Source organism: Telluria antibiotica (assembly GCF_011682055.1).
Lineage (GTDB): Bacteria > Pseudomonadota > Gammaproteobacteria > Burkholderiales > Burkholderiaceae_D > Telluria > Telluria antibiotica.
On record NZ_JAAQOM010000003.1, the window covers coordinates 65,823 to 81,733 of the forward strand.

Genomic DNA, 15,911 nt, shown 5'->3' on the forward strand with positions numbered 1-15,911 from the left:
CGGCGGTCAGGCGGCGAGCAAAAGGGCCAGCTGCAGCGGGCTGTTCTCGATGGGGTGTTGTTTGAAGCCGCTCTTGGCGTAGCGGTGCCAGCGTCCCGTCACGTACGAGACGAGCAGCGCGGCGCGCGCGGCCACGTCTTCCTCGCGGCCGTGGCCCTGCGTGGCGGCCACGCGCAACGCCTGCTTGAACGCCAGCTCGACCTTGTCGTAGAACTGGTTCATGCGCAGCTGCAGGCGCTCGTCCTCGCCGACGAGGGCGTCGCCGATCAGCACGCGCGTCATGCCGGGGTTGTTGGCGGCGAACGACAGCAGGATCTGCAGCATCGCGTGCGCCTGCGCGACGCCGTTGTCCTCGCGTTCCGCGACCTGGTTGAACAGGGTGAACACGGTGGCCTCGATGAATTCGATCAGGCCTTCGAACATCTGCGCCTTGCTGGCGAAATGGCGATACAGCGCCGCCTCCGACACCGACAGCCTGGCGGCCAGCGCCGCCGTCGTGATCTTCTCGCCCTTCGGATGTTCGAGCATGGCCGCGAGAGCCTGGAGGATCTGCTGCTTGCGTTGGCCCGGCTTCGTGCTTGCCATGTTGTTAGAACGTCTCCGTGTTGGGGTCAGGCGCCAGCCGGTGCAGGTGCGCGGGCAGCCGAAGAACCGATTTTACTTTGACATCGACGTATGCGGGGCGTTTGACCATTTTCGGCAACGGGGCTTTGCCGATCGGATCGCTGTAGCGCAGGTATTGCGTGACCCACGCCGTGCGCACGCCCAGCTGCTTGGCGCGCTTCAGGTTCACGAGCGTGTCCTCGACGAGGATGCAGCGCCGCGCCGACAAGCCGTGCCGGCGCAGCAGGCGGCGCAGCATCAGCGTCGACGGCTTCGGGCGCAGCTGGCCGTGCACGCGCATGTCCTCGATCGACACGTGGTGCGCGAACTGGCGCTGCAGCCCGATGTGGCGCACGACGCCCGTCGAATACGCGGTCGGCGCGTTCGTCAGCAGGATCTTGCGGCCGGGGAGGCGGCGCAGCAGCCGTTCCAGGCCCCGTTCGTAGCGCACCAGTTCGTGCAGGGCGCCGATGTCGTGCGTCTCGCGCAGGAAGTCGGCCGCGTCGACGCGGTGGTGGCGGATCATGCCGAGCAACGTGGCGCCGTAGCGCTTCCAGTAGCCGACGCGGGCCGCGTCGACGGCTTCGCGGCTTGCGGGCGTGATGCCGTCGCCCAGCACGCGCGCGATGTACGCGTTCATGTTGGCGCTGATCGCCGGGAAGATCGCGTGCGAGGCGTCGTGCAGCGTGTTGTCGAGGTCGAACAGCCAGACGGGGGAAGGAGACTTGGACACGGGATGGACGAAAAATCGATGTACCCGCGATTATATCGGGAGCGGAAAAACAAAAAGGGTCCGGCGAACCGGACCCTTTTCGATGAATTCTGGCGGAGCGGACGGGGCTCGAACCCGCGACCCCCGGCGTGACAGGCCGGTATTCTAACCAACTGAACTACCGCTCCAGCTTTCCTTGCTGCCCGCGTTCGAGGCGCTTGTCATCGCGCGGCGGGTTTCTCGTTCCGGCTGCAGCGGGCAAACGCGCAGCGTGGACAAGCGTCTTGTCTATCCGTTACGTCAGGCATCGGGGATACCACAACAGGCGGGAATGGGGACAAATCCTGGTGCCCTTGACGTGGATTGAACACGTGGCCTCTCCCTTACCAAGGGAGTGCTCTACCACTGAGCTACAAGGGCAAACAACGATTGTGGCGCCATGCAGACGCCACGAATCTTCAATGCGAGCGGATCATAGTGCCAAAAGCCTGTTCGGTCAAGACTTCCAGCAACAACGAGTGCTCGATGCGGCCATCGATGATGTGCACGGTGTTCACGCCCGACTTGGCGGCGTCCAGCGCCGACGAGATCTTCGGCAGCATGCCGCCGGAAATCGTGCCGTCCGCGAACATCTCGTCGATCTCGCGCGCTGACAGGTCCGTCACGAGGTTGCCGTTCTTGTCCTGCACGCCCGCGATATTGGTCATCATGATCAGCTTTTCGGCTTTCAGGATTTCCGCGATCTTGCCGGCGACGACGTCGGCATTGATGTTGTACGCCTGGCCGTCCTGGCCGAAGCCGATCGGCGAGATGATCGGGATGAACGCGTCATCCTGCAGCGCTTTCACGACGGCGGGATTGATCGCCTCGATTTCGCCCACGAAGCCGATGTCGAGGAATTCGCCCGGCTTGTCGCGGTCCGGCATCGCCATCTTGCGTGCGCGGATCAGGCCGCCGTCCTTGCCGGTGAGGCCCACGGCCTGGCCGCCGTAGTGGTTGATCAGCATGACGATGTCCTGCTGGACTTCGCCGCCCAGCACCCACTCCACCACTTCCATGGTTTCTTCGTCGGTGATGCGCATGCCCTGCACGAACGTGCCCTGCTTGCCGATCTTCTTGAGGGCGTTGTCGATCTGCGGGCCGCCGCCGTGCACCACGACCGGGTTCATGCCGACCAGCTTCAGCAGGATGACGTCGCGCGCGAAGCCGTGCTTCAGGCGTTCGTCGGTCATCGCATTGCCGCCGTATTTGATGACGATGGTCTTGCCGTGGAAATTGCGGATGTAGGGGAGTGCTTCGGCCAGGATCTGCGCCTTGATCTGCGGCGAGACCGCAGTCAGGTCGTTATTCTGGTCGTCGCCCGTCAGCGTGGTCAGCGTAGCGTTCATTAGGGGTCCGGAAAAGAATTTGCGAGATTTTACAGGCAATAGCCCGCTGCAGTGGGCATTATAAAAGCTCCATGTTGTATTTTCTGGCGCTCGCCGTTAAGGTGGATTACATATGGATACACGACAGTCATCTTTCCGCGCCGAACCGAACGCCGGAGTAGCCGCATGAGCACGTGCGCACGCTGTGGCGCGGCGTTCGGCTGCGCGATGGTCGACGGCAACGACGGCGCACCGTGCTGGTGCACGCGGCTGCCGCCCGTGGTCGCGTTGCCGCAGGCAGGCGAGGCGGCGCGGTGCTGGTGTCCAGCCTGCCTGGAACAGCATATCGCGCAACGCGCCGCCGAGGCGCCGCCCAGGCCGGACGCGTGAACGCTCAACGCGCGGTGCGGAAAAAGCGCATCATTTCGCGGCTCGCATTCGGACCCTTGCCATCCGTATAGGTGCCGCGCGTATCGCCGCCGGACCACGCGTGACCGGAACCGTGGATCACCCAGTGTTCCGCATGGATGCTCCCGTCGGGACGGCGGTGCACCGTGCGCGTGTAGGCGTGCCCGTCCTGCACGGCGCCCGGTTCGACGACGACGTCTTCCGACGGATGGCGCCGGCGCCGTTTGATCAACTCGTCGCCATTGGCCGGGTGCACGGTCGTGTCGCGGTCGCCGTGGAACACGATGATCGGCAGCGACTTGCCCGGTTTGTGGTGACTGCGGAACTCGCCCTTCATCGCTGCCATGGCGGAAGACAGATCGTTGGCGGCCGCGAACGGCAGCCCCGAGTGGACGCCGACGGCCGCGTAGAGGTCCGGGTACAGCGTGCCGAGGATCGCGGCCATCGCGCCGCCGGCGGACAGGCCCGCGACGAAGACGTGTTTCGGATCGATCACGTATCTCGCCATGATGTCCTGCGTGAGCCCGGCGAGGATGGCGGGCTCGCCCTGGCCGCGCTGCTGGTCGGCCGCGCTGAACCAGTTCCAGCAGCGGGTCGCATTGGCCTGCTGCGACTGGGCCGGATAGGCGACGAGGCAGCCGTGTTCCTCGGCCAGCGCGTTCATGCCGGTGCCGAGCGCGAAGTCGTCGGGGTTTTGCGTGCAGCCGTGCAGCATCACGAGCAGTGGCGCGGGCTGGCCGGCATACGTGCTCGGGATATACAGTTTGTAGTCGCGGGTGCCAGCGTCGTTCGTGTAGCTGGCGTCGATGAAATGACCGGGCAGGCCGATCGCGGCCGCGCCCGTCGACAGCGGCGGGACGTTGAACGGGTTGGCGCTCTGGCCCAGCCGGGACAGGTCGGCCAGCATGTCGGAAAAGGCGTCGTAGGTCGGGTTGTTCGAGGCGGGCGGCGTGGCGGTGTCCATGCTTTTGACGGCCGCGGTCTGGACGGCGGTGGCATTTTTTACGGATTCCCGGATGACGGTCCGGGCAACGGCGGGACCGCGGCGCATCAGGGATCGGGTCGCGGCGCGCATTTGCGCCAGGAACTTGTGATTCAGGGTCATCGGCACTCCTTGGGGGTGTGTCGGCAATGCGCCGGCGCGTGGCTGAGGCATCGAGCGAGGGTTCAGTCTTGATGGCGAAGCTTGCGCCAACCTTACAGATGGGGTAAGGGCAACGTGTGCAACGGACGAGTCCCAGTCTACCTGCGTGGCCTCGTCGGTCAAGCGCGATTCGTCCGGATGCGTTAATCTGCGCGCCATGTGTCCTACATTCCAACCCGGCCTGCGCTTCGAGTGGCGCTACACGATACCCGAGCGCGTCTGCGTCGGCGCGCACGAATGTTGCGTGATCGATACGAAACATTTCAACGGCAAGGCGGCCGCATGAACGGGCCGCGTCTTCTTCCTGAACAGCAGACGCCCGTGCCGTCGCCGTGCATCAATGTGTGCAGGATGTCGCCCGTGACCGGCCTGTGCGAAGGTTGCCTGCGCACCATCGACGAGATCGTGGCCTGGAGCCGCGCCGACGACGACTTCAAGCGCGCGGTGTGGACGGAAATCCGCCGCCGCGAAGAACAGATCCCGTTCGACTGATGCCGACGTTGCCGCCATCGGTCCGGGTGCTCGAGCGCGGCTGGCTGTCGTCCAACAACGTCCTGCTCATCGGCGAGGACGCCACCACGCTCGTCGACACGGGCTACGCCACGCACGCTGCGCAGACCGTGGAGCTCGTGCGCCACGCGCTGGCCGGGCGGCCGCTCGATCGCATCGTGAACACCCACCTGCACTCCGACCACTGCGGCGGCAACGCGGCGCTGCGCGCGGCCTACGATTGCCGCATCGCGATTCCCGCGGCGGATTGCGCGACGGTGGCCGCGTGGGACGAGGACGCGCTGAGCTTTCGCGCCACCGCCCAGCAATGCCCGCGTTTCCCGTTCGATGAGGGCGTGGTGCCCGGCCAGCGGCTGCGCCTGGGCGACCTCGACTGGCAGGCGCTGGCGGCACCGGGCCACGACCCGCACGCGCTGCTGCTGTGGTGCGACGAGGAGGGCATCCTGATTTCCGGCGATGCCCTGTGGCAGAACGGCTTCGGCGTCGTGTTCCCGGAACTGGCCGGCGAACCCGGTTTCGACGACGTGCGCGCCACGTTGGACGTGATCGCGACGCTGGACGCCCGCGTCGTCGTTCCCGGGCACGGTGCTCCGTTCGCCGACGTGGCGGAGGCGTTGCAGCGCGCCTACGGCCGCCTGGACATGCTCGCAGCCGATCCCATCCGCAATGCGCAGAACGCTGTTAAAGTCCTGATGAAATTCCTGCTGCTGGAGCGGCGCCGCATCCCGCTCGCCGACGTCGACCTGCTGTGCGCGACGGTGCCGCTGCTCGTGCGCGTGCGCGAGCGGTTCTTGAACAGCACGAGCGCCGAGCTGGCGGCGTGGCTCGTGCGCGGGCTCGTCGGCGTCGGGGCCGCACGGCTCGACGGTGACGTGCTTGTGGACGCCTGAGAAATTTAGAGCCGGGAATCTAGTACGGTCGTGCTTTTTTCCCGCATAATCAATGGGTCCGATCAACTTATCGTGAGAAACCCATGGCGCTGCCTACCGTTCTGCAAAACCTGTCCCTTCCCGTCATTGCGTCGCCGATGTTCATCGCCAGCGGTCCCGCGCTGGTGGCCGCGCAGTGCAAGGCGGGCATTGTCGGTTCGTTCCCGGCACTGAACGCGCGTCCGGCCGAGCTGCTTGACACATGGCTGACGGACATGCAGCGCGAACTGGCGGACTACCAGGAACTGCATCCGGACCGCAAGGTGGGCCCGATCGCCGTCAACCAGATCGTGCACCAGTCGAACGACCGCCTCGAACACGACGTGGCCGTGTGCGTGAAGCATCAGGTCCCGATCATCATCTCGTCGCTGCGCGCGCCGCCGCCGGAAATGCTGGATGCCGTGCACGCGTACGGCGGCATCGTCCTGCACGACGTGGTGTCGATCCGTCACGCGGAAAAGGCGCTGGAGGCGGGCGTGGACGGCCTGATCCTCGTCGCCGCGGGCGCCGGTGGCCATGCGGGCGCGCTGTCGCCGTTCGCGCTGGTGGGTGAAGTGCGCAAATTCTTCGACGGCCCGATCGCGCTGTCCGGCTCGATCGCGACGGGCGACGCCATCCTCGCCGCGCAGGCGATGGGCGCCGACTTCGCGTACATCGGCTCGCGCTGGCTCGCCACGCGCGAATCGAACGTCACCGACGCGTACCGCAATGCGATCGTGGAATCGTCGGCGGCCGACGTCATCTACACGAACCTGTTCACGGGCGTGCACGGCAACTACCTGAAGAAATCGATCGTGGCCGCGGGCCTCGATCCGGACAACCTGCCCGTGTCGGACAAGAGCAAGATGAGTTTCGGTTCCGGCAGCGCCAAGGCCTGGCGCGACATCTGGGGCGCCGGACAGGGCGTCGGCCTGATGGACGACGTGCCCACCGTGGCCGAGATGGTGGCGCGCCTGACGGAGCAGTACCAGGCCGCGCGCGCGCGCCTGGGCCTGAAGGCTTAAGGTGACAGGGTAGCCCAGTGCCTACGCGTGACGTACGCTTGTTGGCGTTACGCGTGGGCACGCATTTCAAGCCCCCAGCTTGAAATGCCCCACCCTACGCTTCCATTACCTTGTCCGCATCGCGGATGACCCACAGGCCCGGCAGGTTGCGCCAGTAACCGTGCGCATCCATGCCGAAGCCGACGACGAACTGGTTCGGCACCGACAGGCCGACGATGTCCGCCTGCACGGGTTTCACTTTTCCGAGTTCCTTGTCGGCAAACACGGCGAGGATCACTTCGGCCGCGCCCATGTCGAGCAGGCGCTGCTTCACGTGGGCCAGCGTCTCGCCTTCGTCGAGGATGTCGTCGACGATGATGATCGTGCGGCCCGTGACGTCCTGGCGCGGGATCACCTTCCATACGACTTCGCCACCGCGGTCCAGGTCGCCGTAGCGGGTGACGTGGATGTAGTCGAATTCGAGCGGGAACGTCAGCTGCGGCAGCAGGTTGCCGGTGAAGACGACGGCGCCGCCCATGACGCCCAGCACCAGGGGGAAATCGCTCGTCGCGTCATTGTCGAAACGCTGGTTCAGCACATCGGCGACGTGGCGTACGGCCGCCTGGACCTGGTCGGCGCTGACGATTTCCTCGGCATTGGCCAGCAGTGCGCGCGCGCGGTTGTAGTGAAAGTCTTGCATGATAGTTCAGAGTCGGTTGGGGGATCGTGCGGCATCCCGGGTGTGCGATTATCCGTCAGATTGCGCCCGCGCGCGATTTGCGGCGGACCGGGCCGGCGACGGCCTTCGGAGGGCGTATCATACCGATTTGATAAACCGAACACCGATTTCGAGCCATGCCAGCACCCGACACCACCCACGTGCGCGCCGAACGCCTCGCTGCGCTGCGCAGCGCGATGGCGCGCCATCAGGTCGACGCCTTCATCGTGCCGTCCGCCGATCCGCACCTGTCCGAATACCTGCCCGGTCGCTGGAAAGGGCGCGAATGGCTGTCCGGCTTCACCGGTTCTGTCGGCACGTTCATCGCCACGCGCGACTTCGCCGGCGTCTGGACCGATGGCCGCTATTACACGCAGGCCGAGCAGGAACTGGCCGGCACGGAGATCGAGCTGATGAAGATCCCGTCCGGCGCGAGCCTGCTGCACATCGACTGGCTGGCCGACAACCTCGATGAAGGCCAGACCGTGGCCGTCGATGCGCGCGTGCTGGGCTTGTCCGTCGCGCGCCTGCTGGGCGATGCGCTGGCCGCGCGCGGCATCAAGCTCCGTACGGACCTCGACCTGCTGGACGAGATCTGGATCGATCGCCCCGGCCTGCCGCCCGAACCCCTGTACGAGCACGCGGCGCCGTTCGCGGTACTGGAGCGCGCGGATAAACTGCACGCGCTGCGCAACGCGATGGCGCGGCAGAGCGGCGAGCGCCACTTCATCTCCACGCTCGACGACATCGCGTATCTGTTCAACCTGCGCGGCGCCGACGTCAGCTTCAACCCCGTGTTCCTCGCGCATGCGCTCGTGGAATCGACGGGTGCCACCTTGTTCGTCGCCGACGGCAAGATCGATGGGAGTGTCCGCGCGCGGCTGGAACACGATGGCGTGCGCGTGGCGCCGTACGAGGCCGCGCAGCAGGCGCTGGCCGCGCTGCCGCCCGACAGCTCGCTGCTGATCGACCCGCGCCGCGTCACGGCCGGCATGCGCGCCGCCGTGCCCGCGCACGTGCGCGTCGTGGAAGCGATCAATCCGACGACCTTGGCGAAATCGCGCAAGCTCGATGCGGAGATCGACCACGTGCGCGCCACGATGGAACAGGACGGCGCCGCGCTGTGCGAGTTCTTCGCGTGGCTCGAGCAGACGCTCGCCGATGCGAACCGCGCGCCGCTGAACGAAGTCCACATCGACGAGCAGATCACGGCGGCACGCGCGCGCCGTCCGCACTTCGTCAGCCCCAGCTTCGGCACCATCGCGGGCTTCAACGCGAACGGCGCGATCATGCACTACCGCGCATCGAAGGAACACTGCGCCGTGATCGAAGGCGACGGCCTGCTGCTGATCGACTCGGGCGGCCAGTACCTGGGCGGCACGACGGACATCACGCGCGTCGTCCCCGTCGGCACGCCGTCCGCCGCGCAGAAGCGCGATTTCACGCTCGTATTGAAAGGGATGATCGGGCTGTCCGTTGCGCGCTTCCCGCGCGGCACGAAGGGCCCGATGCTCGACGCGCTGGCGCGCGCCCCGATCTGGGCGGCCGGCATCGACTACGGCCACGGCACGGGCCACGGCGTCGGCTACTTCCTCAACGTGCACGAGGGGCCGCAAGTAATCTCGCCGTCCGCGCCGCCGGAGCCGCACACGGCGATGGAGCCGGGCATGATCACGTCGAACGAGCCGGGCATCTACCGCCCCGGCCAGTGGGGCATCCGCATCGAGAACCTCGTGCTGACGCGCGTCGTCGAGAACGCGGGCTTCGGCGACTTCCTCGGCTTCGAGACGCTCACCTTGTGCCCCATCGACACGCGCTGCATCGACCTGTCGCTGATGCGCGGCGACGAGGTCGCGTGGCTCGACGACTACCACCGCAGCGTGCGCGCGCGCCTGCTGCCGCACGTGAGCGGCGCCGCGCGCGACTGGCTCGAATTGCGTACCAAGGAGATCTGATATGGCGGGAGCACGTTCCACCCGCGCCAGCGCCGCCGTCGACCGGCTGAAGCGGCGCACCGGCGTCACGTCGTATTCGATGGCGCGCACGGGCGATGGCCTGTTCTTCCTGTCCGAGAAGCCGGGCGCGCCGCCGTTGTGCGCGCCGCTCGAGCTGGACGAGTTCGTGGCGTTCGTCAACGGCCTCGGTCCGCAAGAGGTCAAGCGCATCAGCAAGCACGACGTCGAATTCGAAAAACAGCTGGTCAGGAAAAAATCTTGACGAGCCCCGTATCGAACGACCTGGGCCTCACGTTCCCCGACCTCGTCGGCGCCTACTGGTCGCATGCGGAACTGGCGACGAACGCCCTGATCCTCCTGAACCTGCTGGGCGCGCTGCTGCTGGGCCTCATGGTTGGCTACGAGCGTTCGTACCACGGGCGCGCGGCCGGCATGCGCACGTATGGCCTCGTGTGCATGTCCTCGTGCGCACTGGTTATCGTCGCCGGCTATCCGAACCACTGGTTCGGCGGGCACGGGTCGTCCGTCGCGCTCGTCGACCCCACGCGTGTGATCCAGGGCGTCGTGACGGGCATCGGCTTCCTCGGCGCCGGCGTCATCATGCGCTCCGGCTTCAACATCAGCGGACTGACGACGGCCGCGTCGATCTGGTCGTCGTCCGTGATCGGCATCCTCGTCGGCCTCGGCTTCTACATGGCGGCGATGGGCCTCGCGTTCTTTTCCGCGATGATCATGATCTACCTGAACCGGGCCGTCGGGCTGCTGCCGTCGCGCCATGCGGTGGCCGTCACCCTGCACTTCAAGCCCGGCGTCTATCCGCAGGAAGAGACCTTGCGCAAGGCGGCGCTGGAGCGGGGTTACGAGATCGCGGGCGGCTCGCTCACGATCTCCAGCGAGAAGGGCTGCCAGGAATGGCACTTCGTCGCGCTGGAACTGGCCGGGCGGCCGGGCGCGCCGCTGTCGCTGCTGGCCAGCGAGCTGTCCACGTTCGAGGGCGTGGACGGCTTCCAGCTTTCGCATGCGCGCAACTGACAAGACACACAGAGGAACACGATGACACCGCAGGACGTACTTGATTTCTGGTTCGGCGCACCAGGCAGCCCGACGTTCGGCCACCCGCGCCGCGAATGGTTCGTCAAGAACGACGACTTCGATCACACGATCCGCACGCGCTTCGGCGCCACGATAGCCCAGGCCTTGGCCGGCGGGCTGCGCGAGTGGGATGCGCAAGGCCCGCAGGGTGTGCTCGCGCGCATCCTCGTGCTCGACCAGTTCACGCGCAACGCGCACCGCAACACCCCGCTGTCGTTCGCGGGCGATACGCTGGCGCTGGCCGCCGCGCGCGCGCTCGTCGACAGCGGCGCCGACAAGGCGCTGCCGCCGCAACTGCGCGCGTTCGCCTACATGCCGTTCGAGCACGCCGAGGACGCGTACATGCAGGAACGCGCCGTCGAACTGTTCGGCGCCCTGGCCGCCGAACATCCGGGCTTCGACGAGATGCTCGACTACGCGCACCGCCACCGCGGCGTGATCGCGCGCTTCGGCCGCTTCCCGCACCGTAACGAGATCCTCGGGCGCGCATCGACGCCGGACGAAGTGGAATTCCTGCACCAGCCGGGCTCGCGCTTCTGATGTCCACGTTGAACATCGTCGGCGCCGGCCACGTGGGGCGGACGCTCGGCCGCCTGTTCGCGGCGCGCGGCGTGTTCGCCGTGCAGGACGTACACACGCGCAGCCTCGCGAGCGCGAGCGCGGCCGTCGCGTTCATCGGCGCCGGCACGCCCGTCGATGGCGCCGCGCGGCCGGCCGACGTGTGGATGCTGGCCGTGGCGGACGATGCGATCGCCGGCGTCGCCGCAGCGCTGGCGCAAGCGACGCCGATGGCCGGGGCCACCGTGTTCCACTGCAGCGGCGCCAAGGCGTCCGGCGAACTGGAGGCGCTGCGCCATGCAGGCGCATTCGTCGCGAGCGTGCACCCGGTGCGCAGCTTCGCCGATCCGGCCGCGGTCGCGGCGGCGTTCGACGGCACGTTCTGCGGCGTCGAGGGCGATGCCGACGCGCTCGACGTCCTGCTGCCCGCGTTCGAGACGATCGGCGCGCGGCCCGTGCGCATCGACCCGGCCGCCAAGACCGTCTATCATGCGGCCGCCGTGTTCGCGTCGAACTACCTCGTGACCGTCATGGACGCCGCGTTGCGCGCGTACGAGGCCGCGGGCATTCCGCCCGACGTGGCGCGCGAACTGGCGCGGCCGCTCGCGACCGAAACCCTCGCGAACGTGTTGCGGCTGGGGCCGGAGGCGGCGCTGTCCGGGCCGATCGCACGCGGCGACGCGGCGACCGTGGCGCGCCAGCACGCAGCCGTCACGGCATGGGATGCGCCCACGGGCGCGTTGTACGACGCGCTCGCCGCGGCGACGTGGGACCTGGCGCGGCGCAAGCGCGCGGGGCAGGGCTGATTTGTGGAGGAGACAATGGTATTGACCGCATGGACCACGCTGGCGGTGCTCGGCGTGTATTTCTGGACCGGCGTCATGGCCGGCTGGGCAAGAAACAAGTACAAGGTGCCGGCGCCGTCGATGGACGGCCCGGTGGCGTTCCAGAGTTTCCAGCGCGTGCAAGCGAACACGCTGGAGCAACTGCCCCTCGTGCTGGCGCCACTGTGGCTTTGCGGCCACTATCTCGGCGACCGCTGGGCCGCAGCGGGCGGGCTCTTGTGGTGCGTCGGACGCATCCTGTATGCGCTGGGCTATTACCGCGATCCCAGCAAGCGCGAGCTGGGATTCATCGTCGGCATGGTCGCATGCGGCGCGCTCGTCGCGGGCAGCGTCACGGGGCTGTTGTCCAGAAATTTGTTGCAGTAGAGCAAATTCTCGAAAACCATCCGTCGACAAAGTTCCCATACTGCAATAAGCTGTGTCTGATCTCAATTTATTGAATGGCGGCCCGATCGCCGCCATGCGTGGAGGACAACAGCATGCTGTTTTTGAAAAGTACCAGCGTCACCAAGGCACCCGGCATCTATGAAGTCGACGTGGCTGCCAAGCCGCCGGGCAAGACGTTCGGCGTCTTCATGGCCACCGACCCCGACAATCCGCCCCAGGCCGTGCTGACGGCGTTGGCCGAGCTCGGGTTCGAGACGATCTACCAACAGAACTATGTCCACAAGGACAAGGGCAAGGTGCGGGACCTGCATTTCCAGAAGAACGGCACCGATCTGTTCAACGGCTGGAAGAGCGAGGAATGCGCGGCCAACCTGGCCGCGATCGACACCCTGTTCGGCAACGTCGGCATCAAGATCACGCCGCGCGTGATGAGCCTGGCCGAAGCCTACGCCTGATCCTGTCAGCTTTTCACGTCGACGTGGTACAGCGCCCACGGGCAGGCGGTAAAACGCTGCGCCAGCGGCAGCGCCGCCATGTCCGGCACCCGGTCGGCGTCGTACACGGCCCATAGCGGGCCCAGGCCGCCCAGCGGCATCGGATTGCCGTCGACGTGCGTCGCGACGATGAAGCGTCGCGCGCGCGCCTGCGCGAGGGGTAGCTCGACGTTGTAGCCGTCCACCGCGCGCAACACGAGGATCGTCTTGTCGTTCAGCATGGCGCCGGCGCGCGCCAGCACGTCCGTCAGCAACGGGCCGCGCAGCGTGTGCGGCTTGCCGTCGTATTCCAGCGTGGGCCGGATCGTCTGCGCGGGCAAGGCCTGCAGGTCGGCATAGTCGAATCCATACGCTTTCGTGAACGTGACCTGGTGCTTGTGCATCATCTGGTCCAGTGCCGGGTCTAGCGGGCCGCGGTTGCCGCGCGCGATGGCGCCCGTGACCGTGAGCAGCGTGGGGCCGCGGCCGGACGGCTGGGCCGCCTGGCCCGCGATCGGGAAGGTGCCCGCGACGGCTGCGGCGCCAAGGAACTGTCGTTTGTTCATGAGAAAATGCCTGGTCGATGGAATCCCGCCATCATAGCAATATTGTCGAATGGACTTGTTTTCCACGGGCATGGAATTGACAGCTATCCCCATCGAGGATGGCGAGTTGTCCCTGCTGCCCCTGCTTCCCATGCCGATCAGCAATGCCGAGATCTTCGCGCGGTTGCTGGATGAGACCCCGTGGCGCGCCGACACCGTCGTCGTGTACGGCAAGCGCTACCTGCAACCGCGGCTGACGGCCTGGTATGGCGAGGCGAGCTACAGCTATTCCGGCCTGACCTTGCAGCCGCTGCCGCTGACCCCGCTGCTGGAACAGGTGCGTGCCGCCGTCGAGCAGTCCACGGGACGGCGCTACAACAGCGTGTTACTGAACTATTACCGCGACGGCGCCGACAGCATGGGCATGCACAGCGACGACGAGCCGGAATTGGGGTCGCGGCCCGTCATCGCGTCGCTCAGCTATGGCGCGACGCGCACCTTCATCCTGCGGCACAAGCGCAGCAAGCGCACCGTGAAACTCGACCTGACGGACGGCAGCCTGCTGCTGATGGCGGGCGCTCTGCAGGCGAACTGGCTCCACGGCATCAACAAGACGACCAAAGTGGTTGGGCCACGGCTTAACCTGACTTTTCGTTTCGTGAGCTAAATCTATATTATCTAGCCTCAATTTCTCCTAAAAAATAAATGAATTTAGGGTCATTAAGTTACATTCATTTACAAGTCTTACGAGTTCTCCACCGACGTAACGGATTTGCGGTGCTATCTTGACCACATCGCGATTCACGGGAATTGCGACACAGTCAAACAACGCATAAGGGAACTCGTCATATGAAAAAGCTCATCGTTGCACTGATCGCAGGTACCGCCGCCATGGGCGCGGCCCAAGCCCAGACCACCCAGACCCAGCCGCATGCTTACGTCGGCGTCGGCGTCGCCACGGCCGACCACGAGAATTCGTCGGTCGGCGGCCTGACCAACGTCGGCAGCGACGGCTACAAGGCGTCCGGCAAGATTTTCGGCGGTTATGAATTCGACCAGAACTGGGGCGTCGAAGCCGGCTACACCGACTTCCGCAACTCGAATGTCAACTACAGCGTCAACGGCACCAACGGGAGCGGCACCACGAAGGGTTCCAGCTATTACGTCGCCGGCAAGTACAACATGCCGGTCAACGACCAGTTCTCCGTGTACGGCAAGCTGGGCCTGGAACACAGCGAGCGCAAGTTGCAAAGCGCCGACCTGAACCTGAAGGACACGGACACCGGTGCCTACGGCGCGGTCGGCCTGCAGTACAACCTGAACCAGCAGGTCGCGCTGACGGCCGAGTACGAGCGCTATGGCAAGACCAAGACCGTCGGCGCCAAGGCCGACGTCTGGACCGTGGGTGCGCGCTACAGCTTCTGAGCGTCGCGCAGTGCATCCGCAGAAACATCAAAGGGCCTTCGGGCCCTTTTTTCATGTCTCACGATCGCGCGACGGTACCTGGTTGCCCCGGCCGCGGTATCTGCGGCGGCCCCGGGAGCGGGGTCATGGGCGGCGTGAAGCCGGCCGCGACGAAGCGGTGCAGCGACGACCACGGCCATTCCGCCGGATGCTGGCACAAGCCGTGGCGCAGCGGGTTGTCGTGCACGTAATCGATCAGGCGCGCGTAGTCGTCGTCGTCGCCCACGCGGTAGTCGCGGTAGTGGCGCTCCCAGATGGCGCCGTCGCCCGTGGCATCGCCAAGGGTCTTGTGCAGCGCCTTCGAAAACGCGATCTTGACGGCGCGCCAGCGCGACGCGCAATCGTGGTCGCCCGGCGGCAAGGTCCAGATCGCGTGCGCGTGGTTCGGCAGCACGACCCAGGCATCGACGTGGAACGGCTTGCGGATGCGCGCCTGGCGCATCGCTTCGCCGAAAGCCGGAAAGTGGTCCGTGAGGAGGGTGCTGCCCCGGTCGAGCAGGCGCACCGTGAAGAAAAAAGTCCCGCCCGGGACGCGGTTGTCGCGGTATGTAGTCATGAACCTAGTCTGCCAAACGGCGCAGCCATGCCATGTCGATATGGAGCAAACGCGCGAATGAAGTCTCTCGATCGCACCGATTCTACCGATGATGCCCATCCGACGACGATCCATTTCCGCGTATTAAACGGCATGGTGGATGTGACAAGGCTCCCCGCCTGTCCATAATTTATTTTCAACCAAACTGAACCTTTCCGGAACGACAGGTATTAACCGGACGATTTCCGCAGTAGCAACTGCTACCGGTCGCCGTTCGGGTTCACTGTGCCGTTCATGCCGTTCATGTCGCTCATGCCATCTGCTGCCCTGTTGTCGTCCCAGCTGGTCTGTCGAGGCCAGGTCGTCGCCCCCGACGCCGCCGCGCTGGTGCGCCTGCTGTTGCTGGCGCCCGTGCTGGAGGAGTGGGTGGTGCGCGCCGGACTGCAGGAGTGGCTGATCCGGCGCACCGACGGCCGGGCGCGCGCGGCTTCGGTGGCACTGTCGGCGGCCGCGTTCGCGCTGCTGCACGCCGGCTCCGGCTGGCGTGCCGTGCTGCTGGTGCTGGCGCCGGGCCTCGTGCTGGCGCTGCTGTACCAGAGCCGGCGCGACTGGCGCCTGTGCGCACTGGCGCACTGCGGGATGAATGCACTGGCCCTTGGTGGCTGTGTCCTTTGAACGAATCC

The 15,911-nt window shown here is 66.2% G+C and carries 21 protein-coding genes and 2 tRNA genes; 14 read left to right on the forward strand and 9 right to left on the reverse strand.

The annotated features are described in order from the left end of the window. Nucleotides 1-6 precede the first annotated feature (6 nt). From slmA to argB, 5 genes are all read right to left on the reverse strand, one after another. Nucleotides 7-585 (reverse strand): nucleoid occlusion factor SlmA, encoded by a 579-nt coding sequence (gene slmA / locus HAV22_RS05545; protein WP_166857424.1) that lies wholly within the window; start codon nt 583-585, stop codon nt 7-9. 4 nt (nt 586-589) lie between these two features. After that, entirely contained in the window at nt 590-1,336 is a 747-nt protein-coding gene (locus HAV22_RS05550) for an HAD-IA family hydrolase (protein ID WP_371869551.1), read from the reverse strand. Between the two features lie 90 nt (nt 1,337-1,426). Then, nucleotides 1,427-1,503: transfer RNA gene (locus HAV22_RS05555), tRNA-Asp, on the reverse strand. A gap of 157 nt (nt 1,504-1,660) precedes the next feature. Next, a tRNA-Thr gene (locus HAV22_RS05560) sits at nt 1,661-1,735 on the reverse strand. A 38-nt stretch (nt 1,736-1,773) separates the two neighbouring features. Then, the gene (gene argB / locus HAV22_RS05565) at nt 1,774-2,703 is read right to left on the reverse strand and encodes an acetylglutamate kinase (RefSeq protein ID WP_166857426.1); all 930 of its coding nucleotides are present in this window, start codon (nt 2,701-2,703) and stop codon (nt 1,774-1,776) included. 165 nt (nt 2,704-2,868) lie between these two features. On the opposite strand from argB, the gene HAV22_RS05570 reads away from it, so the two are divergent. Beyond that, nucleotides 2,869-3,072 carry a cysteine-rich CWC family protein gene (locus HAV22_RS05570; RefSeq protein ID WP_166857428.1) on the forward strand — a complete coding sequence of 68 codons (204 nt, stop codon included), beginning with the start codon at nt 2,869-2,871 and terminating at the stop codon, nt 3,070-3,072. Between the two features lie 4 nt (nt 3,073-3,076). Here the strand turns inward: HAV22_RS05570 and HAV22_RS05575 are convergent, their stop codons facing one another. Next, on the reverse strand, nt 3,077-4,195 hold the full coding sequence (locus tag HAV22_RS05575; RefSeq protein ID WP_166857430.1) for an extracellular catalytic domain type 1 short-chain-length polyhydroxyalkanoate depolymerase: 1,119 nt from the start codon (nt 4,193-4,195) through the stop codon (nt 3,077-3,079). Between the two features lie 276 nt (nt 4,196-4,471). Between HAV22_RS05575 and HAV22_RS05580 the strand changes: the two genes are divergently transcribed. The 3 genes from HAV22_RS05580 to HAV22_RS05590 all read left to right on the forward strand — a co-directional run bounded on the left by HAV22_RS05580 (nt 4,472) and on the right by HAV22_RS05590 (nt 6,677). Then, complete coding sequence (locus HAV22_RS05580; RefSeq protein WP_503827421.1) at nt 4,472-4,726, forward strand: DUF1289 domain-containing protein; 255 nt, start codon at nt 4,472-4,474, stop codon at nt 4,724-4,726. Then, the gene (locus HAV22_RS05585; protein WP_166857434.1) at nt 4,726-5,634 is read left to right on the forward strand and encodes an MBL fold metallo-hydrolase; all 909 of its coding nucleotides are present in this window, start codon (nt 4,726-4,728) and stop codon (nt 5,632-5,634) included. The genes HAV22_RS05580 and HAV22_RS05585 overlap by 1 nt, the downstream gene beginning before the upstream one ends. A gap of 83 nt (nt 5,635-5,717) precedes the next feature. Then, nucleotides 5,718-6,677 (forward strand): NAD(P)H-dependent flavin oxidoreductase, encoded by a 960-nt coding sequence (locus tag HAV22_RS05590; protein WP_166857436.1) that lies wholly within the window; start codon nt 5,718-5,720, stop codon nt 6,675-6,677. Between the two features lie 94 nt (nt 6,678-6,771). Here HAV22_RS05590 and HAV22_RS05595 read toward each other — a convergent pair whose 3' ends face one another. Continuing rightward, a complete protein-coding gene (locus tag HAV22_RS05595; RefSeq protein WP_166857438.1) occupies nt 6,772-7,356 on the reverse strand; it encodes a hypoxanthine-guanine phosphoribosyltransferase in 585 nt (194 codons plus the stop codon). 155 nt (nt 7,357-7,511) lie between these two features. On the opposite strand from HAV22_RS05595, the gene HAV22_RS05600 reads away from it, so the two are divergent. The 7 genes from HAV22_RS05600 to HAV22_RS05630 all read left to right on the forward strand — a co-directional run bounded on the left by HAV22_RS05600 (nt 7,512) and on the right by HAV22_RS05630 (nt 12,666). Then, nucleotides 7,512-9,329 (forward strand): aminopeptidase P family protein, encoded by a 1,818-nt coding sequence (locus HAV22_RS05600; RefSeq protein ID WP_166857441.1) that lies wholly within the window; start codon nt 7,512-7,514, stop codon nt 9,327-9,329. Between the two features lies 1 nt (nt 9,330). After that, nucleotides 9,331-9,591, forward strand: a complete 261-nt coding sequence (locus HAV22_RS05605; RefSeq protein WP_166857443.1) for a hypothetical protein — start codon at nt 9,331-9,333, stop codon at nt 9,589-9,591. Next, on the forward strand, nt 9,588-10,361 hold the full coding sequence (locus HAV22_RS05610; RefSeq protein ID WP_229421103.1) for an MgtC/SapB family protein: 774 nt from the start codon (nt 9,588-9,590) through the stop codon (nt 10,359-10,361). The genes HAV22_RS05605 and HAV22_RS05610 overlap by 4 nt, the downstream gene beginning before the upstream one ends. A gap of 21 nt (nt 10,362-10,382) precedes the next feature. Further along, nucleotides 10,383-10,961 (forward strand): DUF924 family protein, encoded by a 579-nt coding sequence (locus HAV22_RS05615; RefSeq protein WP_166857445.1) that lies wholly within the window; start codon nt 10,383-10,385, stop codon nt 10,959-10,961. Continuing rightward, a complete protein-coding gene (locus tag HAV22_RS05620) occupies nt 10,961-11,785 on the forward strand; it encodes a Rossmann-like and DUF2520 domain-containing protein (protein ID WP_166857447.1) in 825 nt (274 codons plus the stop codon). Before HAV22_RS05615 ends, HAV22_RS05620 begins: the two co-directional genes overlap by 1 nt. Before the next feature lie 15 nt (nt 11,786-11,800). Beyond that, nucleotides 11,801-12,190, forward strand: a complete 390-nt coding sequence (locus HAV22_RS05625) for an MAPEG family protein (RefSeq protein WP_166857449.1) — start codon at nt 11,801-11,803, stop codon at nt 12,188-12,190. A 113-nt stretch (nt 12,191-12,303) separates the two neighbouring features. After that, complete coding sequence (locus HAV22_RS05630; protein ID WP_166857451.1) at nt 12,304-12,666, forward strand: hypothetical protein; 363 nt, start codon at nt 12,304-12,306, stop codon at nt 12,664-12,666. Between the two features lie 5 nt (nt 12,667-12,671). Here the strand turns inward: HAV22_RS05630 and HAV22_RS05635 are convergent, their stop codons facing one another. Then, nucleotides 12,672-13,250 (reverse strand): putative pterin-binding protein, encoded by a 579-nt coding sequence (locus HAV22_RS05635; protein ID WP_166857453.1) that lies wholly within the window; start codon nt 13,248-13,250, stop codon nt 12,672-12,674. A 49-nt stretch (nt 13,251-13,299) separates the two neighbouring features. On the opposite strand from HAV22_RS05635, the gene HAV22_RS05640 reads away from it, so the two are divergent. Continuing rightward, entirely contained in the window at nt 13,300-13,896 is a 597-nt protein-coding gene (locus HAV22_RS05640; RefSeq protein WP_166857455.1) for an alpha-ketoglutarate-dependent dioxygenase AlkB family protein, read from the forward strand. Nucleotides 13,897-14,078: 182 nt separating this feature from the next. Next, the gene (locus HAV22_RS05645) at nt 14,079-14,654 is read left to right on the forward strand and encodes a porin family protein (protein WP_166857457.1); all 576 of its coding nucleotides are present in this window, start codon (nt 14,079-14,081) and stop codon (nt 14,652-14,654) included. A 58-nt stretch (nt 14,655-14,712) separates the two neighbouring features. Here the strand turns inward: HAV22_RS05645 and HAV22_RS05650 are convergent, their stop codons facing one another. Next, complete coding sequence (locus HAV22_RS05650) at nt 14,713-15,249, reverse strand: REP-associated tyrosine transposase (RefSeq protein ID WP_166857459.1); 537 nt, start codon at nt 15,247-15,249, stop codon at nt 14,713-14,715. Between the two features lie 291 nt (nt 15,250-15,540). Between HAV22_RS05650 and mrtJ the strand changes: the two genes are divergently transcribed. Then, nucleotides 15,541-15,903, forward strand: a complete 363-nt coding sequence (mrtJ, locus tag HAV22_RS05655) for a JDVT-CTERM system glutamic-type intramembrane protease MrtJ (RefSeq protein ID WP_166857461.1) — start codon at nt 15,541-15,543, stop codon at nt 15,901-15,903. Nucleotides 15,904-15,911 lie beyond the last annotated feature (8 nt).

Bases quoted from the DNA above. Each gene is read 5' to 3' on its own strand.
- slmA (WP_166857424.1), bottom strand. From the start codon at position 585: ATGGCAAGCACGAAGCCGGGCCAACGCAAGCAGCAGATCCTCCAGGCT.
- argB (WP_166857426.1), bottom strand. From the start codon at position 2,703: ATGAACGCTACGCTGACCACGCTGACGGGCGACGACCAGAATAACGAC.
- HAV22_RS05570 (WP_166857428.1), top strand. From the start codon at position 2,869: ATGAGCACGTGCGCACGCTGTGGCGCGGCGTTCGGCTGCGCGATGGTC.
- HAV22_RS05575 (WP_166857430.1), bottom strand. From the start codon at position 4,195: ATGACCCTGAATCACAAGTTCCTGGCGCAAATGCGCGCCGCGACCCGA.
- HAV22_RS05580 (WP_503827421.1), top strand. From the start codon at position 4,472: ATGTTGCGTGATCGATACGAAACATTTCAACGGCAAGGCGGCCGCATG.
- HAV22_RS05585 (WP_166857434.1), top strand. From the start codon at position 4,726: ATGCCGACGTTGCCGCCATCGGTCCGGGTGCTCGAGCGCGGCTGGCTG.
- HAV22_RS05590 (WP_166857436.1), top strand. From the start codon at position 5,718: ATGGCGCTGCCTACCGTTCTGCAAAACCTGTCCCTTCCCGTCATTGCG.
- HAV22_RS05595 (WP_166857438.1), bottom strand. From the start codon at position 7,356: ATGCAAGACTTTCACTACAACCGCGCGCGCGCACTGCTGGCCAATGCC.
- HAV22_RS05600 (WP_166857441.1), top strand. From the start codon at position 7,512: ATGCCAGCACCCGACACCACCCACGTGCGCGCCGAACGCCTCGCTGCG.
- HAV22_RS05605 (WP_166857443.1), top strand. From the start codon at position 9,331: ATGGCGGGAGCACGTTCCACCCGCGCCAGCGCCGCCGTCGACCGGCTG.
- HAV22_RS05615 (WP_166857445.1), top strand. From the start codon at position 10,383: ATGACACCGCAGGACGTACTTGATTTCTGGTTCGGCGCACCAGGCAGC.
- HAV22_RS05620 (WP_166857447.1), top strand. From the start codon at position 10,961: ATGTCCACGTTGAACATCGTCGGCGCCGGCCACGTGGGGCGGACGCTC.
- HAV22_RS05625 (WP_166857449.1), top strand. From the start codon at position 11,801: ATGGTATTGACCGCATGGACCACGCTGGCGGTGCTCGGCGTGTATTTC.
- HAV22_RS05630 (WP_166857451.1), top strand. From the start codon at position 12,304: ATGCTGTTTTTGAAAAGTACCAGCGTCACCAAGGCACCCGGCATCTAT.
- HAV22_RS05635 (WP_166857453.1), bottom strand. From the start codon at position 13,250: ATGAACAAACGACAGTTCCTTGGCGCCGCAGCCGTCGCGGGCACCTTC.
- HAV22_RS05640 (WP_166857455.1), top strand. From the start codon at position 13,300: ATGGACTTGTTTTCCACGGGCATGGAATTGACAGCTATCCCCATCGAG.
- HAV22_RS05645 (WP_166857457.1), top strand. From the start codon at position 14,079: ATGAAAAAGCTCATCGTTGCACTGATCGCAGGTACCGCCGCCATGGGC.
- HAV22_RS05650 (WP_166857459.1), bottom strand. From the start codon at position 15,249: ATGACTACATACCGCGACAACCGCGTCCCGGGCGGGACTTTTTTCTTC.
- mrtJ (WP_166857461.1), top strand. From the start codon at position 15,541: ATGCCATCTGCTGCCCTGTTGTCGTCCCAGCTGGTCTGTCGAGGCCAG.